At 62.3% G+C, this 15,196-nt stretch carries 19 protein-coding genes and 1 pseudogene; 5 read left to right on the top strand and 15 right to left on the bottom strand.

Features of this window, described 5'->3' with window-relative positions; translation table 11 throughout:
* Positions 1-55: 55 nt before the first annotated feature.
* The 4 genes from BM197_RS05755 to BM197_RS05740 form a co-directional block, all read right to left on the bottom strand.
* A complete protein-coding gene (locus BM197_RS05755; RefSeq protein WP_090709629.1) occupies positions 56-994 on the bottom strand; it encodes a 1-phosphofructokinase family hexose kinase in 939 nt (312 codons plus the stop codon).
* A 150-nt stretch (positions 995-1,144) separates the two neighbouring features.
* Entirely contained in the window at positions 1,145-2,062 is a 918-nt protein-coding gene (locus tag BM197_RS05750) for a CPBP family glutamic-type intramembrane protease (protein ID WP_090709627.1), read from the bottom strand.
* Positions 2,063-2,398: 336 nt separating this feature from the next.
* A complete protein-coding gene (locus tag BM197_RS05745; protein ID WP_090709626.1) occupies positions 2,399-2,677 on the bottom strand; it encodes a helix-turn-helix transcriptional regulator in 279 nt (92 codons plus the stop codon).
* Positions 2,678-2,794: 117 nt separating this feature from the next.
* On the bottom strand, positions 2,795-3,265 hold the full coding sequence (locus BM197_RS05740; protein ID WP_090709625.1) for a pyridoxamine 5'-phosphate oxidase family protein: 471 nt from the start codon (positions 3,263-3,265) through the stop codon (positions 2,795-2,797).
* Positions 3,266-3,545: 280 nt separating this feature from the next.
* Here BM197_RS05740 and BM197_RS05735 point away from each other — a divergent pair, with 280 nt between their 5' ends.
* Complete coding sequence (locus tag BM197_RS05735) at positions 3,546-4,151, top strand: DUF305 domain-containing protein (RefSeq protein WP_090709623.1); 606 nt, start codon at positions 3,546-3,548, stop codon at positions 4,149-4,151.
* A 75-nt stretch (positions 4,152-4,226) separates the two neighbouring features.
* Here BM197_RS05735 and BM197_RS05730 read toward each other — a convergent pair whose 3' ends face one another.
* Positions 4,227-4,781, bottom strand: coding sequence for a flavodoxin domain-containing protein (locus BM197_RS05730; protein WP_090709622.1), 555 nt, complete (start codon positions 4,779-4,781; stop codon positions 4,227-4,229).
* A gap of 199 nt (positions 4,782-4,980) precedes the next feature.
* Between BM197_RS05730 and BM197_RS05725 the strand changes: the two genes are divergently transcribed.
* Both BM197_RS05725 and BM197_RS05720 read left to right on the top strand, forming a co-directional pair.
* Positions 4,981-5,862 (top strand): 2-oxo acid dehydrogenase subunit E2, encoded by an 882-nt coding sequence (locus BM197_RS05725; protein ID WP_090709620.1) that lies wholly within the window; start codon positions 4,981-4,983, stop codon positions 5,860-5,862.
* Positions 5,859-7,271: an amidase gene (locus tag BM197_RS05720; protein ID WP_090709619.1), complete on the top strand. Its 1,413-nt coding sequence runs from the start codon at positions 5,859-5,861 to the stop codon at positions 7,269-7,271. Before BM197_RS05725 ends, BM197_RS05720 begins: the two co-directional genes overlap by 4 nt.
* A 65-nt stretch (positions 7,272-7,336) precedes the next feature.
* Here BM197_RS05720 and BM197_RS05715 read toward each other — a convergent pair whose 3' ends face one another.
* The 7 genes and pseudogenes from BM197_RS05715 to BM197_RS05690 all read right to left on the bottom strand — a co-directional run bounded on the left by BM197_RS05715 (position 7,337) and on the right by BM197_RS05690 (position 12,509).
* Positions 7,337-7,651: a protealysin inhibitor emfourin gene (locus BM197_RS05715; protein WP_143095008.1), complete on the bottom strand. Its 315-nt coding sequence runs from the start codon at positions 7,649-7,651 to the stop codon at positions 7,337-7,339.
* Positions 7,652-8,687: 1,036 nt separating this feature from the next.
* Entirely contained in the window at positions 8,688-9,002 is a 315-nt protein-coding gene (locus tag BM197_RS05710; RefSeq protein WP_177216733.1) for an Hsp20/alpha crystallin family protein, read from the bottom strand.
* 152 nt (positions 9,003-9,154) lie between these two features.
* Positions 9,155-9,820, bottom strand: a complete 666-nt coding sequence (locus BM197_RS05705; protein ID WP_090709614.1) for a BON domain-containing protein — start codon at positions 9,818-9,820, stop codon at positions 9,155-9,157.
* A 195-nt stretch (positions 9,821-10,015) separates the two neighbouring features.
* Positions 10,016-10,741 (bottom strand): universal stress protein, encoded by a 726-nt coding sequence (locus tag BM197_RS05700; RefSeq protein WP_245762403.1) that lies wholly within the window; start codon positions 10,739-10,741, stop codon positions 10,016-10,018.
* A 105-nt stretch (positions 10,742-10,846) separates the two neighbouring features.
* A pseudogene (locus BM197_RS16830) lies at positions 10,847-10,972 on the bottom strand (response regulator); the annotation flags it as partial.
* 1 nt (position 10,973) lies between these two features.
* Positions 10,974-11,840: a TerC/Alx family metal homeostasis membrane protein gene (locus tag BM197_RS05695; protein ID WP_090709610.1), complete on the bottom strand. Its 867-nt coding sequence runs from the start codon at positions 11,838-11,840 to the stop codon at positions 10,974-10,976.
* A gap of 240 nt (positions 11,841-12,080) precedes the next feature.
* Positions 12,081-12,509, bottom strand: a complete 429-nt coding sequence (locus BM197_RS05690) for a hypothetical protein (RefSeq protein ID WP_143095007.1) — start codon at positions 12,507-12,509, stop codon at positions 12,081-12,083.
* A gap of 247 nt (positions 12,510-12,756) precedes the next feature.
* Here BM197_RS05690 and BM197_RS05685 point away from each other — a divergent pair, with 247 nt between their 5' ends.
* Entirely contained in the window at positions 12,757-13,362 is a 606-nt protein-coding gene (locus tag BM197_RS05685; RefSeq protein WP_090709715.1) for a DUF305 domain-containing protein, read from the top strand.
* Between the two features lie 116 nt (positions 13,363-13,478).
* Here BM197_RS05685 and BM197_RS05680 read toward each other — a convergent pair whose 3' ends face one another.
* Positions 13,479-13,907 (bottom strand): Hsp20/alpha crystallin family protein, encoded by a 429-nt coding sequence (locus BM197_RS05680; RefSeq protein ID WP_177216732.1) that lies wholly within the window; start codon positions 13,905-13,907, stop codon positions 13,479-13,481.
* A gap of 128 nt (positions 13,908-14,035) precedes the next feature.
* On the bottom strand, positions 14,036-14,506 hold the full coding sequence (locus BM197_RS16575; RefSeq protein ID WP_425435685.1) for an AMIN-like domain-containing (lipo)protein: 471 nt from the start codon (positions 14,504-14,506) through the stop codon (positions 14,036-14,038).
* On the opposite strand from BM197_RS16575, the gene BM197_RS16570 reads away from it, so the two are divergent.
* A complete protein-coding gene (locus BM197_RS16570; RefSeq protein WP_245762401.1) occupies positions 14,442-14,699 on the top strand; it encodes a hypothetical protein in 258 nt (85 codons plus the stop codon). The genes BM197_RS16575 and BM197_RS16570 overlap by 65 nt on opposite strands.
* Here BM197_RS16570 and BM197_RS05670 read toward each other — a convergent pair.
* Positions 14,691-15,095 carry a VOC family protein gene (locus BM197_RS05670; protein ID WP_090709604.1) on the bottom strand — a complete coding sequence of 135 codons (405 nt, stop codon included), beginning with the start codon at positions 15,093-15,095 and terminating at the stop codon, positions 14,691-14,693. The genes BM197_RS16570 and BM197_RS05670 overlap by 9 nt on opposite strands.
* Between the last annotated feature and the right edge of the window lie 101 nt (positions 15,096-15,196).

Here is a 15,196-nt window from a genome sequence, read left to right as displayed (position 1 = left end):
GGGGAGTCTCACACGACCGCGGTTGCGAACATAGGGTCCTAGGTCCCGCCGGCAGTCAGCCGAGACCGAGCTGACCCTCGAGCGTCGCCACGTCTTCAGCGCTGCACAACTCCGTGGCGGGCATCGCCGCCGTCGCGCTGCCCGCTGCGACCGCTGTGCGAAACGCGCTTTCGATCGGCTGGCCTTCGGCAAGCCGAAGCACGAGTCCGGCAAGGAAGGCATCGCCCGCTCCAACCGCACTTGCCACCTCGACCCGCGGCGTCGACAGTCGAAGTGTGCCGTCCGCCCAGGCAAGAAGTGCGCCTTCGCCACCCAGGGACAGCGCGACGTGTTCAGCGCGACCCTCCGTGACGAGGGCACCGACGGCTCGCAGTTGCTCGTCGGTGTCCAACTCGCCGTGAGCCCCGACCAATTCGGCAAGTTCGTCGCGACTGGGTTTGATGAGGAAAAGGCCCTGGGCCAGCGCCGCTTCAAGTGCCGGCCCTGACGCGTCGACGACCACGCGGACATCCTGACCGGCGGCGAGCCGGGTGACCCTCGCGTAGAAGTCAGCCGGGACTCCCGGTGGCAGGCTGCCGCTGGCCACGAGGAACCCCCCTCGAGGAAGATTGTGGCCGACGACGGACAGACACGCGCGCCACTCGCGCTCAACGAATTCCGGCCCGGGCAGGATGAATCGGTAAAGCTCACCCGTGGATGAATCGTGGACTGTGAAGCTCTCCCGGGTTTCGCCAGCGATCCTTATCACGTGGCCTGAGACACCGGCGGCCTCCGCGAGACTGCGATACGCCTCACCGGTGGGCCCACCAAGCGGGTAGACCGCGGTCGAACTGCCACCGAGATTCCTGATGGCACGGGTCACATTGATACCCCCGCCGCCTGGGTCGAAGCGGCCCGGGCCGCTCCGCAGTTTGCGCTCGGGCACGACGCGATCCACCGAAATCGACACGTCAAGGGCAGGATTCATGGTCAGCGTGACGATCGGTGCCTGCATGCGCCGCCTCCTTGGTGATCCTCGCCCAGTGCCTGAACCGAGCGGCTACGGCTCCGACGGCCACCCGGGTGTGTCGCGGCGTCGGGTGTCACATCGACACATGGGCCGCGAAAGCATTGCAGTGGGCGAGTTCGACGGGTGTCCACCTTCTCATCGCTTTCGTTCCTCGTGAGCGACTCCGGAGAAAGCGGCACGCGTCTTCTTCGAGTGTCGCCGCGCGAGCCAGAGGACCCCGGCCATCAAGCCCAGGACGTCGAGGAACCCGAGAATAGATGCCCACGGCAGTTCGATGTCCGCGTTGGTTACGTTGTTGAAAAAGCTCCCGAGCGGCGTGAGGAACGGCCAAAGCACGAGACCGTTCCGAACGAGCGCGTATGCCGATGCGTACACGGTCCCGAGGGCGAAGAGAAAGACAAGTTCCAGCCCCCTCATTCCGTACCCGACGTGGTACACCGCATATAAGGCGGCTCCCCCGCCAACTCCCGCGGCCTGACCGCCAACCGCCCTGAGGCGGTCTTGAATGAATCCACGGAAGAACACCGTCTCGAACGCGCCGACTGTCAGTGACATGACCAGCAACGGCACCCAGTCCTCCGGGTTGGCAGGCAGGCGCCTTCCGACGAGAGTGACCAGAAGCTGAATCGCGGCGAGCGCGACGCTGAGCGCCAGTGCCGATTTCCAGCGATTCGCGCCCAGTCCCAGCGAAGACAGGGGGCGCCGCCGCAGCCATACGGTGTAGACGATCGGTCCGGCTACTCCCACCAGCATCCCCGCGGCGAAGCACAGGAAAAGCCCGAGCACGTTGTCTGTGCCGAACCCGGTGAAGGCCAGCCCGAAGAGACTGACGACAACGACATAGAGCACGGCGATACCCGCCAGGTCCTGGCGGTCCGACCGCACCCGGCCCCTCTTCAATGTGCCGGTGATTGCACCCGCCACCAGCGCCGATGCAGGCACACCCGCACCATAGGCCACCAGGCCGCCCGTTCCCAGACCCAGAACCGGAAGCGCCAGCAGAGCGCCCGCGCACCACGCTGCCCACGTCCACCATCGCCAGCTAAGAACCATCCCGCCCTCGTCTCCGTTCCAAGGGCCGGGGACCGCTCAACCCCACCGTCAGAACTGGTGCACCCGCGACGCCCACCGGCCACGTGATGCCCGAGCACCTGTGGGGTCATCCACCTCGGCTCGCCTGGACTGCGTCAGATTCGACCGACCGTCCTACTCATCGTCCCACTGCAGTAACGAGCGGACAGTGACTTTGGTCCTGAATGATGAAGCGTGCGCTTCTTCCAATGGCGGCTGCCCCAGCGTTCGCACAGACGAGTCCCAGGAACCCGCCGAACTGGGCAGGATTACTGAACCACACTTCATCTATTGGGTCGAGAGGAATTGACGGAATCCTCAGGGAAGGTCGGCCAACGCTGCGACCAGTTCACCCACCGTATGAGTGGCGTTGGTGGGATGTCGGAGCGGTTGATTCCCATGAACCAGGTAGTGATTGCGTCGCCCACGGCGTTCGCGATCGACATACCCCAGCTCTTCCAGGTCGTTCAGGATTGTGACCGCTGCCCTCGCAGATATGCCCACTGACGAGGCAATGTCCGACAAGAGGGCATCCGGGTTCTTCGCCACCTCCAGCAGGACATGGGCGTGATGGGTCAGAAAGGTCCAGTCGGCCATCGTCCATCCTTGCCAACCCCAGCGAAGAACCGCAAATAACCAGAACGAAGCACCCGGGTTCCGTCTTTCACGACGACTCCGGCACTGCTTGCCTCGAACACATGTGCTCTGAAGCCATCATGTTGTGCCCGGGCTGGATCGGGCCGAGCGACGGGCGGAGCGGAACCTGATTCCGGTCACTGACCGGGGACTGATCCGAAAATAGTTCCATTTCTGGGAGTTCGGCATCGTATGAAGGCGCTGCACGCCTGACTCTTCGATGTCGGCGTCGTAGTTGAGCCTGTGCGCTTCTCCGCGTACGACTACGCTCCATCGCTTACGTTCTTCGGTGCCGTCGATCTCGAGGGCAACGGCGGGATTCTCCGTCAGACTCACGATTTTCGAGCCAGGAGCGCTCCGGAAGAACACCTGCTCGTCTTTCACCAGGTAATTGATGGGAAAGATGTCCGCTCCGAGGTTATCCACGACGGCTAGCCGTGCGAGATCGTTCGAAGCGAGGAGTCGCCAGCATTGCGAAAGGTCGAGGGACTCGACGCCCGATTCCATAACGGCCGGTGGTCTCGCCAGTGCGTAAGGGTTATCACTCATGATCAGACTCCTTCTCGACGACCCGCGTGTCTCCCAGTGTGCACCGTTCTAGAAACGTATACATAGGCACTTGGTCCTCCAACAAGCAGTCGCTGATCCGCGACGCGCGAGCCCGCGCGGCACATGCCGAGGTCGGCGCAGAGAAAATGGCGTGGAGTGGCGTACGCGAGCGTGCCGCCGGCAAAAGCCCCGAAGACAACCGGACTTTCCGCACATACCCCGGAGGGGTATTCTGTGAATAACCACCGTGCGAGATTCAGCCGGGTATGGAGTGATTGTCATGAAGCACATCCGTCGGATCCTGATCGCAGCCACTGCTGTGGCGCTCATGCTGTCTCTGGCCGGCTGCACCGGCAACGACAGCTACTGGATGCCGGGAATGGGTCCCCATGGGATGCCGTCATCGCCGGCTGCAGGCGAACGGAGCGACGTGAACAGAGCTGACCGGATGTTCACGATGATGATGATTCCGCACCATGAGCAGGCAGTCGAAATGAGTGACTTAATTCTCGAGGAGTCAGATGTCGACCAGCGCGTTCTGGATCTGGCTCAGCAGATCAAGGACGCGCAAGGCCCGGAGATTGACGTGATGGAGTCCTGGCTGGACGACTGGGGCATGCCGTCATCCGGGGGCATGGACGGCATGGGTCATGGTGACGGAATGATGTCTGACAACGACATGTCGGCACTTGAAGCTGCAGAGGGAAATCAAGCCGCTTTTCTCTTCCTTAGACAGATGATCGAGCACCACGAGGGTGCCATTGAGATGGCGGAAGACGAGCTCGACGATGGAACCAACCGCGATGTACTCGCTTTGGCCCAGCGGATTCTCGACTCGCAGACGGCCGAGATTGCCACGATGAAGGATCTGCTCGCCGACATGTGAGCCCGAACCGCGTCGAACGTCTAGGTCAGCAAGAAGAGCGAGCCATCAGGTGCCGCGGGCATCTTCAGTGAAGCCTCAGCCGCTACTGGCCCGCTGTGTCGAGGTCACCGTCTGGAGTTCGTAAGCGATCGAGGATGACCATGCATCGATCGCATCCCAGTCTCGGAAGTCCCCCTGCGGCATGATGTCGCGGATCGCCGGCATCCATGCGATGATCCGGTCGGCGCCACGCAACTTGTCATGGTCGTAGGCACCGCGAAACACTTGCATACCGCGTGGGTGGACGAGCTCCTCATACTCATGGAACTGTTTGGGCTCGGCGCCTTTCAGGACATCTTTGCCTTCATTATCAACCTTTTCAGTTCCGACCGGGCCGCTGCTGAAGAGCCACACAGGGTGTGCGGCGAGCGCGTCGACGTTGCGCTCTACGAGCTTCCTTGCGTCTTTTCGCCAATTGAACTCGTAGGTCGCCGATCCGATGACGTAGGCGTCGAATCGGGACAGCTCTGTGACGTCTTCGCACCGCGTGACATCCACCTCGTGCCCCCTGCGCCGGAGCCCCTCTCCGATCCGTTGCGCGATTCCTTCCGTTGCGCCGTACTTACTCGCGTAAGCCACCAACACCTTCACTGTGCGCCTCCTTCGTTGCGGTCCGGTCTACCCGGGCGCTCAGATCGTATGTCTCCGTGACTGCCGGGCTTAAGTGACAAAGGTCCTGTATCCCTCGCTGCATCCCCGTGCTCACGTGGCAGCTGCCCCATCCAGCCGGCGGCGAAACTGCTCGCGTCCGTTGGCAGGGACCAAGGTCCCTAGCTGCCAGGCCCCGTCAATGCCCATGCTGGGCATGGCAGATGGCTTGATGCAGCGACTCAGGATTGCGATGACCTCTTCAGACAACGACGCACGGGATGTTACTGCCGCACAAACGGGTGCGGGATACCGCGTCGTGCCGTTGCCGCGCAGCCGACGTGTCATGGCCGCACTGATGAATGTGGCTGGTTCGCGCCGACTCATGGTGGCCTTCGTCGAAGCCGATGTGACAAAGCCGCGGCGATTGATTCACGAGCATCGCAGCCACACCGGCGAGTCGATATCATTCACGGCGTATGTTGCCGCATGTTTGGCGCGCGCCGTGCGCCAGCACCCGCAGCTCAACTCCATCCGTCGGGGGCGTCGTTTGATCCTGTTCGAAGACGTCAACGTCGTCTGCTATCTGGAGCAATTCCACGGTGATGAGCCGGTAGTGGGGTTTCTTACACTGCGAGCTGCCGATCGCGCATCGGTTCGCGAGTTGAGTTTGCGTTTCCGCGCCGGAGTCCCACAGGGCTCCCCGCTTCCGTGGCCGATGCGTCACCTGCCTGTGGTGTTCGTCAGCCCGGCCGTGCGTTACCTGTCACGAAACTCCCGATTTCTTGCCAACGCAGGTGTGATCGCGATATCGAACGTCGGAGCAGGGAGTGGCGGGGTCCCCGGGTGGGGGTTCGCTCCCAGTGCAACGAGCGTCGAGGTTACGCTCGGCGCCATTGCCAAGCGGCTCGCCAGCCATGGTGGCGAAATCGGTGAACAAGAGCATCTGTGTCTGACGGTGTCTATCGACCACGACCTTATCGACGGAGCAGCCGGCGCACGCTTCGTGCGCACGTTCGTCGACCTAGTCTCGTCCGGCGTAGCGCTCGATGCCCTCCTCCACACAGCACCAGGCGACGCATGACGACGAACGAACACACACAAATCTGGCGTCGGGGTGCCGCCGAGCTTGCGGCCGGTATATGCACCGGTGAACTGTCCGCGCGTGAGGTGGTCGACGCTCACCTCGATCGTATCGCCGCCGTGAACGGTGCTCTGAACGCGGTCACGCTCGTCTTGGCGGAGGAGGCGGGTGCTGCTGCTGACAGGGCGGATCGCGCGATAACTGACGGAAATCCCCTGAGGCCGTTGCACGGTGTGCCGTTCAGCGTGAAAGAGAACATCGACCTCGCCGGATCGGCGACGACGCAAGGGGTGCCGGCCCTTGCGAGTGCCATCCCATCGGATGATGCGCCGCACGTTCGACGGCTGCGCGCAGCGGGTGCAATCCCGATCGCGCGTACCAACTGCCCAGACTTCGGCATCGGTTGGCACACCACCAGTACGCTGCATGGCGCCACGCGCAACCCCTGGAACCCCCGAGTGACGCCGGGCGGATCGAGCGGGGGCGAGGCCGCCGCCATCGCGACGGGCATGAGCCCGCTCGGCGTCGGTGGGGACCTCAGCGGGTCGCTGCGGTGGCCCGCTTCATGTTGCGGTGTCGCCGCGCTCAAGCCGACGTTGGGACGCATTCCCCGCGCGGCCATGCAGGAGCCGGCAGAGCAACCAATCAGCCTTCAGTTGATGTTGACCGAAGGTCCTCTGGCCCGCCGGGTGGCCGATCTGCGGGTGGCGCTCCCAGTGATGTCAGGCCAGGACTGGCGAGATCCATGGTCGGTCTCGGTTTCTGAGCACCTGGGCGCGGGTGTTCAGCGCCCGCGAATTGCGCTCCTCCCCGACCCCTCGCCCGGCGGGACCTCGCCGGAAGTTCAGCGGGTGGTGCGAGACATCGGCACAGCCATGGCAGAGGCGGAGTACGTCGTGGAGGAGATCGAGCCGCCCGGCATCGAGCAGGCCGCCACGGTATGGCTTGACATCCTGAAGTCAGACATGAGTCTCACGGTGGAGGAAATGCAACCGCCGTGGGGGTCGGAACAGGGAACCTTCGTGGAGCGGCTGTTTGCCCTCGCTGAGCCGCCCTCCGCGACCCGTGTTCTCGCAGCATACGTCGCTCGGGCACGCCTGCAACGCGCATGGGGCGAATTCTTCGACGCAGGTCGAGTCATTGTCGCCCCGGTGTACGGCGCACGTCCTTTTGCCGCCCAGGACAGCCTCACCGACGTGGCCGGAACGTTCGCGCGGATGTCCATCACAACCGCATGCAACGCCCTGGGCCTTCCGGCCGTCGCGGTGCCCGGCGGCCTGGTAGACGGATTGCCGATCGGAGTCCAGGTGATCGGGAGGCGATTCTCCGAGGAGATGTGTCTCGACGTCGCTGAAGTGATCGAATCGTGCGCGGGTGTTGCGACCCCCATTGATCCGCGGCATGTGTGAAGTCACAGCAACGGGTGTCGACGCCCTTCGAAAAGCGGGCCGCTGTCGTTCCTCCGGCACGGTCTTCAGCTCTCGGTCGGGAGCTGGTGTTCCTCTCTGTCGCCTTTACAGACACGGTCGACCAGCTCGCGCCAAGGGCCGGTGAGGTCCTGCTCCGGGATGACCGCCTCGCGCGGCTCGGGGGTGATGGTGTCGTACGGTTCGCAGTTGATCCGGTACAGGTAACGGTCGGGTTGAGGCTCGCTTCGCGGCGGATCGTCCCAAGGAAGCTTGCGGAGTAGCATCAGCCACGACTCCTCGTCGGGCTCCTTCTCCAGGAAGACCTGCCAGCGGCGAGCGATGCCAGCGAAACCCCCGCTCCGGGTCACGGTCACTTTCACGCTCGCGATGGTACTCCGCTCACACGCTGACGAACACCCGCTGACCACCGTCGGCAATCGGCATGCAGTCGGATTAGTCCTTCGGATCTACCATGCCATCGCTGGTGGAATGCCCTCGGTCGCCCTAGTGCTCCAGATCTTCAGACAAGCTGAGACCGCCGGCACAAGGTCTGTGGGACAGCCCGTGTCGATCCAAGCAATCAGCGCGTATAACGGAACGACCACCAGTGCGGCCCTTGATCAGGGCGCCGTCGCCAACCCCGACCTTGCAGCTCCGAATCGAACTCCTGCAGTCGCTGCCGGGCCAGCGCAGTCCATTCGTTCTCCGTCCCGCTGTCCAGATCTTGGAACGGCCCCAGCGGAAATGTCGTTCCTTTTGCCACGCGTTCAGTGTGGCGGCCACTCTCGGGGGGCGCCACCGCGACGAACCGATATAGTGGGCCGCCTCCAGCACTCACAACGGCGCCCAAAACCGTCTCCTTCGCAGAGTGACTTCCCACCTGTGCAAGGTGAATCTGTAGGGCTTCGACCTGATTCTGGTTCCGGTCGGTCATGTCTAACTCCAAATCGGGCGTCGGTGGATTTCACTGAGCGCGTCATCGATACGTCGCCACATCGGAGGATAGGCCGGCGAAGAAAGTGCCCACAGGGTCCTACGTCCTGCCGGTGCGGGAGTCGTTCCGACAGGCTGTGTTTCATGTCCCGCGTTTCTGCGGCGGCTACGGCCGGTCACGCCTAGGATCGGGCTGCGCCTCGCAGGAATCCTGCTGGCTCTTGCCTGCGTTGGCTGGCTCGCCCAGTGGCTGGTCAGCGCATATGCTCTGAAAGCGACCGCGGCGTGTCGGCCGGAGGTTCGGCAGTGGCGACCGAGGTCCCGTCGCGGACGATGAATACGCATTCGATTCCTCAAGGCGCTGCGATAGTCATGGAAATCCCAATTGCTGGACGTCGTCGGCTTCGTCCGTCCGCTTCGCGCACTGACGTGATCCGGTGTGGATCAATGTGGATCGTAGGGCGATCAGGACGGGTCAGGGCGTCAGTGAGCTCCCGAGCCAATGGTGATCCGCTTGCTGGCTACACCCTCAGTGAGCGGCACCGTGACTTTCAGTACACCTTCGATGAACACAGCTTGGATCTTCCGCTCGTCTGCCTGTTCAAGAAGGGTGATGCTGCGGTGGTAGCTGCTGCTGCTTTCCCTCACGACGTGTTTCCTCTTCTTGGTTTCGTCCTTGTCACGCCGTTCGGCTTGGATGACCAATGCACCGCGGTCGACGTCTACAGTGATGTGTTTTCGGTCGAACCTCGGTAGATGGGCTTCCACGATCAAAGCCTTGTCGTCCTCGGTGTACACGTCCGTTATGGGTGTCTTCTAGCGCAGGACACGGAAGATGCCGTCGTCGAGATAATGCCGGCGCAATGCGTCCAGTTCCGTCAACGGATCGAAGCGCATGACGTTGTCAGCAATAATGAATTCCGTTCGATTAGGTTCAAAATCCCGAAATGTCAGTCGCTGCGGACGGTGATGCGGTCCTCAACGTCGTTGACGTGCGGCGAACCCCATGCTGCGCGGCCGGCTTGCTGCTTCTCGGCCCAGGATCTGACGGTGCCATCGAGAACAACCTTGTTGCCGAGAACCGTCACCTTGATCCTGTTCGCATCAAGTAAGGCGTTGCGAGTCAGCGCGCCCCTGATTCGCTCTTCGGTGTCTAGCGCAGACGGACGAGGCGATAACGTGATCAGGTTGCTCACCGTCTGCACACCCAGCAGGTGCTCCACTGCCCGCCGGGCAGCCCGCCGTTGGTAGTCCCACTCGACCTCTCCGGTCAGAGTCACGTGGCCATCGTTGATCTCAGCTTTCACCGTGGCCGGTATTGTGCTGGTCGCGTTGAGCGCGAGGCTGACGGCCTTGGCCACGTCCGTCTCGCTGGGCCGCGGTGTCTCTTTCGGGTGAACAGTGAGGTTGTCCACGAACGCTGTCACCCCTCGTACTCGAAGCGCCGCTCGCCTGGCGGCAACCCGCTCGGCGTAGCTGTCCACCTCTCCGGAGAGTGTGACTGTGCCGTCTTCTACTGATACCCCGATTCCTGCGGCGTCGACATCCGGGGTCCATTCGAGTTCCTCCTGGACCGCAGATTGCACGCTCACATCACGATCGGTTGCGATGCGCATAGTGCTTTTCCCCTTCCTCAGCGAAGCCGCCATCGTCTAGACATCCTTTCTCCGGCGTGCCTGCCTCAACAGGGCCTTTGGTCCTCCACACGGTGGGCTGATCCCGTGAGGAACGGACGGGTTCGTCCAAGCCAGCCCGATTTCCGCTGTGACCCACTCAATCGGTGTGCCGGTCACGTGCCGCGTGAAAACGGCTCACCGTGCTGAGCTTGCGTTGACGACGACCGTCGGCACAGCTGCCTGGAGCACGACCGTCTGACTGACTGAGCCCAGGAAGAATCGTTTGAGACCGTGAAAGCCACGATTCCCGACAACGAGCGTCCAGGCTCCCTTCGGCGCTTCCAAAAGCACGTCGGCGGGTATGCCGCGCTCGACCACCGGGTTGACCATGAGATTGGGGTAACGCATCAGGATGCTTTCCATTGCGTCAGTGACCAGGTTCCGGTACATCTCGGCAAGAGACTCCAGGTAAGCCGGGTCGTGTTCCGTCCGCCCCGGCCAAAGCGGTGGCCCTTCCCATGCGCGAACGGGACGAAGGGTAGCGCCGGTCCGCGCAGCCTCTTCTGCCGCGAAGAGCGATGCGGATTCCTCCGGATCGTCCACACCGACGACGATCGAATTGCCGTCCCCAACGAGCGGATGCGGGATGATTGTTACGGGACCCTCAGCGGCACCGGCGACCCGCGCCCCAACCGACCAATTCCGTCGGGGCCTGCGCCCCGTCGAGTGACGTGTTCCGACTGCGATGAGCACGGACGGCGAAGAGAACACGGCGAGTGACTCCGCGAGGGCGAGAGTTTCGCCTATCTGCCGATTCGTCATGCCCTCAGCGATCAGTTCAAGGATTTCTCTCTCCCGAGTGTTGAGAGTGTCGATGGCGCTGGCGCTCGGTTGGCTGGTAGCAATTCGCTTCACAGCCATTCGCGAAAGAGTGGGATCCAAGAGTTGATGCCCGTTCGCGACGGCACGGACAGCATCGACGAGAGCTCCAGACCGCATATCTTTCAGAACGTATCCAGATGCTCCGGCCATGACCGCGACGTACACAGCCTCGTCATCGTCGTGTGCCGTCAGGATGATGCACAAGACTTCTGGGTTCTTTGACCTGACGTCGCGGCACAGATCGATCCCGTCGCCATCGGGAAGACGCATGTCAAGAAGCGCGACGTTGGGAATCGTCGCAGCAATCCGGGGACGGGCCTGCGCAACGCACGGGCTGAATCTCGGTGAGTTCTTCCTCGGTCGCCCTGCGGAAGGGCCCGGCACTTGTCGGCTTGAGAATCTGGCGGGCCTGCCCTCGCGTAGCCAGCAGGCTCGCGACAATTGACACCGTGAGGATGAGGATGGTGACCAGAAGCGAGACCGTCGTTGGGATGTAGAAGATCTCCAGCAGCAGCATCTTCACGCCCACCCAGACCAGCAGAACGGCGAGCCCGATCTTCAGGTACACGAAACGGTGCATCAGGTCGGCGAGGAGGAAGTACATCGCGCGCACCAGGACGGCGAACGCGTTGGCTGTGAAGACGAGGAAGGGTTCAGAGGTGACCGCGAAGATCGCGGGGATGGAGTCAACTGCGAAGACGATATCGGTCACCTCGACAAGCACGAGTACAGCAAGGAGCGGGGTTGCAAGCAGCACTCCTGCTTTACGTATGACGAGTCGTTGCCCGTAGAAGGCATCAGTCATCGGCACATGGCCTCGGAACCAGGTGAAGGTTCGGGACCGTGCAGCATCGAAGTGCTCGTTTCTTCGCCGGAGCATCTGAAATCCGGTGAGCACCAGGAAGCCGCCGAAAATGTAGAGGACCCAGCTGAAGCTTTGGATCAATGCGGCACCGGCGGCGATGAACAGTCCGCGGAAGATCAGAGCACCGAGGACACCGAGGAACAAAACCCGGTGCTGGTACTGCGGCGGAACCGCGAACGCAGAGAAGATGATTGCCCAGACGAAGACGTTGTCGACTGCGAGCGACTTCTCGATCACGAAGCCGGCGAAGTACTGCTGGCCTAACTCCGGCAATTAGTGAACCATACGTCACCTATTGGTTCGAAAGAGGATTGATGGAATTTACAGGGGAGGTCTGCCAACGCTGCGACCAGTTCGCCGACGGTATGAGTGGCGTTGATGGGATGCCTGAGCGGTTGATTCCCGTGAACCAGGTGGTGATTGCGTCGTCCGCGGCGTTCGCGTTCGACACCTCCCGACGGGCGAATTGAAGGACACCCGGTGTGTCGGTCGTTCTCCAGGCGGGCATCGCAGTCATCCTGCCTGGCTTACAGGGGCCGTCTTCGAAGTGGGATTGGCGTGGAGTGGCCTTCGCGGGAGCCACTCCACGATTCCAAGAAGTGCCAGAACGAGCGCGACTTGCGCCGAACCGGTGGAGAAGTAGATCACTTGGAGCCAGGACGATTCATGGATCAGGCTGATCTCAACGAAGATCCAGATCAGCATCCCGAATCCGGCCACCGCCGCCCAGAGTAGGGCCGCCTCCTTCCGGCGGAGCAGGAGCACCGTTGCGAGCGCCTGTGTTCCTCCCACAACGGCTACCAGGATTACAGCGGGCCAGGTGAATGAAGCAAAGACGCTTCCCGCGAGAAAGGCGAGGGGCATCCCGAGCCCACCCGTGACAAGCAGAGCCGTCCCGCTGACGATCGCTGACACTGCATTGAAGACGGTCAGAATAGTCAATGCTCAGGCGGCACTCGCCCGAAGTCTCGAATCCCACATGACGTTCTCCCCGCTGGCCGCCGGCCCTACAGACGTCCTTGCACAACCAGTTGACGCCGCGACTGAGCCATCGCGACAGGGGCGAAAGTCCCAAAGACAACCACACTTCCTCGATATACCCCCAAGGGGTATACTTTGGTTGTCGGTTGCTCACGTTCGCGGGCGACTGGCCGCTAAGTGACATTTAGCCGGGTTTGGAGTAATGGTCATGAAGGACATCCATCGGGTCACGACCGCGGTCGCCGCCTTGGCGCTCGTGCTCTCTCTGGCGGGCTGCGCCAACGCCGGCAGCTACTGGATGCCAGGAATGGGTCCACACGGGATGCCGTTGTCGCCCGCTGCGGGCGAGCAGGGTGACATCAACAGGGCGGACCGGATGTTCACGATGATGATGATCCCGCACCACGAGCAGGCCGTCGAGATGAGTGACCTGATCCTTCAGGAGACCGACATCGACCAGCGCGTTCTGGATCTGGCTCAGCAGATCAAGGACGCGCAAGGCGCGGAGATCGAGTTGATGGAGTCCTGGCTGGACGACTGGGGTATGCCGTCGGCCGCGGGCATGGACGGCATGGGTCACGACGACGGGATGATGTCGGACGACGACATGTCGGCACTTGAGGCTGCCGAGGGGCAAGACGCAGCCGGTCTCTTCCTTGAGCAAATGATCGAGCACCACGAGGGCGCCATCGAGATGGCGGAAGACGAGCTTGACGATGGCACAAACCGTGATGTGCTCGCCCTGGCCAAGCGGATCGTCGACTCGCAGACGGCCGAGATCGTCACGATGGAGGATCTGCTCACTGAAATGTGAGGTCCCACCGGCTGATTCATCAGTTCAGCGGCGGCCGAGGACCAGCGGTCTTGCCGACCGGCCAGTCCCCGGCTACGCCTGAGGACGCCCTCCTCAAGAGTGCAGCGATGTTCGGGTCATTCCGCCTTGGTGCCGATGGCGATTTTCTTCGGTGAAGGGGCTTCAGCGAGGGGAACCGTTACCTTGAGCACGCCTTTCTCGAAGTTGGCCGAGATCTTTCCTTCATCCGCCTGGTCGGGAAGCGCGATGCTGCGGTAGAAACTGCTGCTGCTCTCCCTGATGACGTATTTCTTGTTCTTGTCTTCTTCTTTCTCATGCCTTTCGGCCTGGATGACCAGAGCGCCACGGTCGACGTTCACGGTGATGTCGTTCTCCTCGAAGTTCCCGAGGTGGGCTTCGATGATCAGCGCTTTGTCATCCTCGATGTAGACGTCTGTCGTTGGCAATTTATCCCGGAGCGACCGGAAGACGCCGTCGTCGAAGAGGTCGCGACGGAGTGCGTCGAGGCCGTTGAACGGGTCAAATCGTACAAGGTTCCGAGCCATGGTCTTTGTCCTTAAAATAGTTGGTTTCATCGAGACGCGGTCCACGTGCACGCACCTCTGACTGCTCAGTGTCAGTGATCGTGTCGTCAGCTAGTAGGGCCATTGGTCCTACTAGCTCGCGATCCGGGTCAGTGAGCCACGTCGATGACGACCCTCGACCCGTTGCCTGGGCCTTCGAGCATGAAGACGCGGAATGGCAGCTGCGCTTCCAGTCCCAGTCCGAATGTCGTCTGGCCTTCGAAGCTGCCACCCCAGGCCACCTGGCGAAATGACGTGAAGCCGTTCACATTGACGAGTTCCGCCTCATCGGAGAAGGAATACGTTGCCTCGCCGGTTTCGGGGTCGTAGGCAGGGGCGCGAAGAAGAACCTGTAGAAACGCGTTGCCCCGAAGATCGACCGGCTCGCCTCTCCCCTCCTCGGTTACCGCTGCAACGTAGCGCACGTCGTATCCGGCAGGGTCTCCGTCGACGTCGATCACGAGCCGGTCGAAACAGTCGTGCCGGCCGGCCCGTACCCCGGTGATAGACGCTGACGTGGACGCCGACTCGGTCTTCGGGCTGGTCCCCCACTCTGTCGGACATGCGGAGGGGCTTGGCATCGGACTCGGCATAGCCGTCGGCACGGCAGACGTCGGTGAGGGGGCAGGAGTGTCGGATGCGGTGACTGTGGGGGTGCTGCCCGGAGTTTCAGACGGCGTGGGCGTGGGCACGCATGAGGTGAGCAGCATAGCCACGGCGGCAACAACCATCAGCGTTCGGACGAACGGACGGGATCCGCCCAGGTCAGGATGATGAGCCTGAATCATCCGAGCTCACCCCCGGCGCTTCACTGTCTTCCTCCTGAAAGAGGCCGAGCAGGTTGCCCTCGCTATCACGGAACGTCGCAGTCCAGCCGAATCCCGGTACGGGGGTCTTCTCCGAGATGCGCTCACCGCCTGCTGCCTCGATCTTCGCCAAGGCATCGTCGATTTCGTCGACGCGAATGTAGACGAGCACCCCATCAGGAGCTTCACTGCGGAGGGCCAGAGCACCTTCCGCTCCGGGCCCAGGGGGCGCTCCGGTCGTCATCGTCCAGTAGTCGACCGGCCCCTGCTTCGAAACAGTCCACCCGAAAACGTTCTGGTAGAACGTGCCTGCGCGGGGCGGATCGTCGATAGGAATTTCGAAGTGAATCACTCTGCTAACCATGCACAGCACGGTAAGCCCGCACCAGTCGCTTCGTAAGGGCCTTTAGTCACTGGTTCGACCCCGGCAGGGCGCACGAACGAGTCACCCGGTGCTCTGGGACT

It is taken from the genome of Mycetocola miduiensis (assembly GCF_900115155.1).
GTDB lineage: Bacteria > Actinomycetota > Actinomycetes > Actinomycetales > Microbacteriaceae > Mycetocola_A > Mycetocola_A miduiensis.
The sequence above is the reverse complement of the archived record's forward strand: the minus strand, read 5'-3'. Positions and strand labels throughout refer to the sequence as shown.

Excerpts from the sequence above, each read along its gene's own strand:
- BM197_RS05755 (WP_090709629.1), bottom strand. The coding sequence starts at position 994 with ATGCAGGCACCGATCGTCACGCTGACCATGAATCCTGCCCTTGACGTG.
- BM197_RS05750 (WP_090709627.1), bottom strand. The coding sequence starts at position 2,062 with ATGGTTCTTAGCTGGCGATGGTGGACGTGGGCAGCGTGGTGCGCGGGC.
- BM197_RS05745 (WP_090709626.1), bottom strand. The coding sequence starts at position 2,677 with ATGGCCGACTGGACCTTTCTGACCCATCACGCCCATGTCCTGCTGGAG.
- BM197_RS05740 (WP_090709625.1), bottom strand. The coding sequence starts at position 3,265 with ATGAGTGATAACCCTTACGCACTGGCGAGACCACCGGCCGTTATGGAA.
- BM197_RS05735 (WP_090709623.1), top strand. The coding sequence starts at position 3,546 with ATGAAGCACATCCGTCGGATCCTGATCGCAGCCACTGCTGTGGCGCTC.
- BM197_RS05725 (WP_090709620.1), top strand. The coding sequence starts at position 4,981 with ATGCCCATGCTGGGCATGGCAGATGGCTTGATGCAGCGACTCAGGATT.
- BM197_RS05720 (WP_090709619.1), top strand. The coding sequence starts at position 5,859 with ATGACGACGAACGAACACACACAAATCTGGCGTCGGGGTGCCGCCGAG.
- BM197_RS05705 (WP_090709614.1), bottom strand. The coding sequence starts at position 9,820 with ATGCGCATCGCAACCGATCGTGATGTGAGCGTGCAATCTGCGGTCCAG.
- BM197_RS05700 (WP_245762403.1), bottom strand. The coding sequence starts at position 10,741 with ATGGCTGTGAAGCGAATTGCTACCAGCCAACCGAGCGCCAGCGCCATC.
- BM197_RS05685 (WP_090709715.1), top strand. The coding sequence starts at position 12,757 with ATGAAGGACATCCATCGGGTCACGACCGCGGTCGCCGCCTTGGCGCTC.
- BM197_RS05680 (WP_177216732.1), bottom strand. The coding sequence starts at position 13,907 with ATGGCTCGGAACCTTGTACGATTTGACCCGTTCAACGGCCTCGACGCA.
- BM197_RS16575 (WP_425435685.1), bottom strand. The coding sequence starts at position 14,506 with ATGCCAAGCCCCTCCGCATGTCCGACAGAGTGGGGGACCAGCCCGAAG.
- BM197_RS05670 (WP_090709604.1), bottom strand. The coding sequence starts at position 15,095 with ATGGTTAGCAGAGTGATTCACTTCGAAATTCCTATCGACGATCCGCCC.